Genomic DNA, 770 nt, shown 5'->3' on the forward strand with positions numbered 1-770 from the left:
TTAAGAAAGGAATGCTATCCGGGTAATGTTTTTTCAAACTACAGGTACCATTATATTTTTCAAATGTTTCAAAAAATAATTTATCTCTAGCCGCCAAAGAAACCCAATAAAGCGCATCATTCCCCAAATCAAAGTATTTGCTATAAGCCTCTATACCTCTTTCGCAAGGGAACGCCTCCCCACCCACCATTATTAATAAGGAGTTTTGTATAAATAGATATTTATCCTCGTTTTGAGAATTAGGATTAATAGAGCAAAAGAACTTATCAGTGTAGACAGGCTCTCCTTTTGCATACGCCTGCATTTTAGTGGTCAACTCACGAATAGCAATTTTATTTTCACTTAAATATAGAGACAATTTTTTTTCAAAACCCGCATCATCCTTATTAATCTGCGCAAAAGAAAAGCAACAAGAAACAAAAAAAACTAAACCAATGAACTTATACATTAATAAACCCTATAAACTTCACTATCATTGTTAATGATCAAATATGCCTCACATGAACCGCCTGGGCATCCAATAAAGTGCGAGGTTGAAATCCCACTTTGTGACTGAGCAAAGTCAGCAACAACTCCAATACCAAAAGAAACAGGGTTGCCTAAAGAAAGTCCACCATTCTTTATTAAAGACATTCCAGTCGAGAGAGCTCCATCCATACCCGAAACAGCCTGGCTGTTTAAAGACAACACCCCTATATTCCTCAATTCAGATTGAGCTGACATCACTCGAAGATTTTCATCCGTTTGCCCCAACATAGATTGCAAGTCAG

At 36.9% G+C, this 770-nt stretch carries 2 protein-coding genes; both read right to left on the reverse strand.

Features of this window, described 5'->3' with window-relative positions:
• A partial coding sequence (locus Q5Y71_RS17035; protein WP_306043265.1) for a hypothetical protein occupies window positions 1-448 on the reverse strand: 448 nt, incomplete at its 3' end.
• On the reverse strand, window positions 448-770 hold a 323-nt coding region (locus tag Q5Y71_RS17040; protein WP_306043266.1), incomplete at its 5' end, for a hypothetical protein. The genes Q5Y71_RS17035 and Q5Y71_RS17040, both read right to left, overlap by 1 nt.

Origin of the sequence: Microbulbifer sp. 2205BS26-8, from assembly GCF_030731025.1 — a bacterium.
Lineage (GTDB): Bacteria > Pseudomonadota > Gammaproteobacteria > Pseudomonadales > Cellvibrionaceae > Microbulbifer > Microbulbifer spongiae.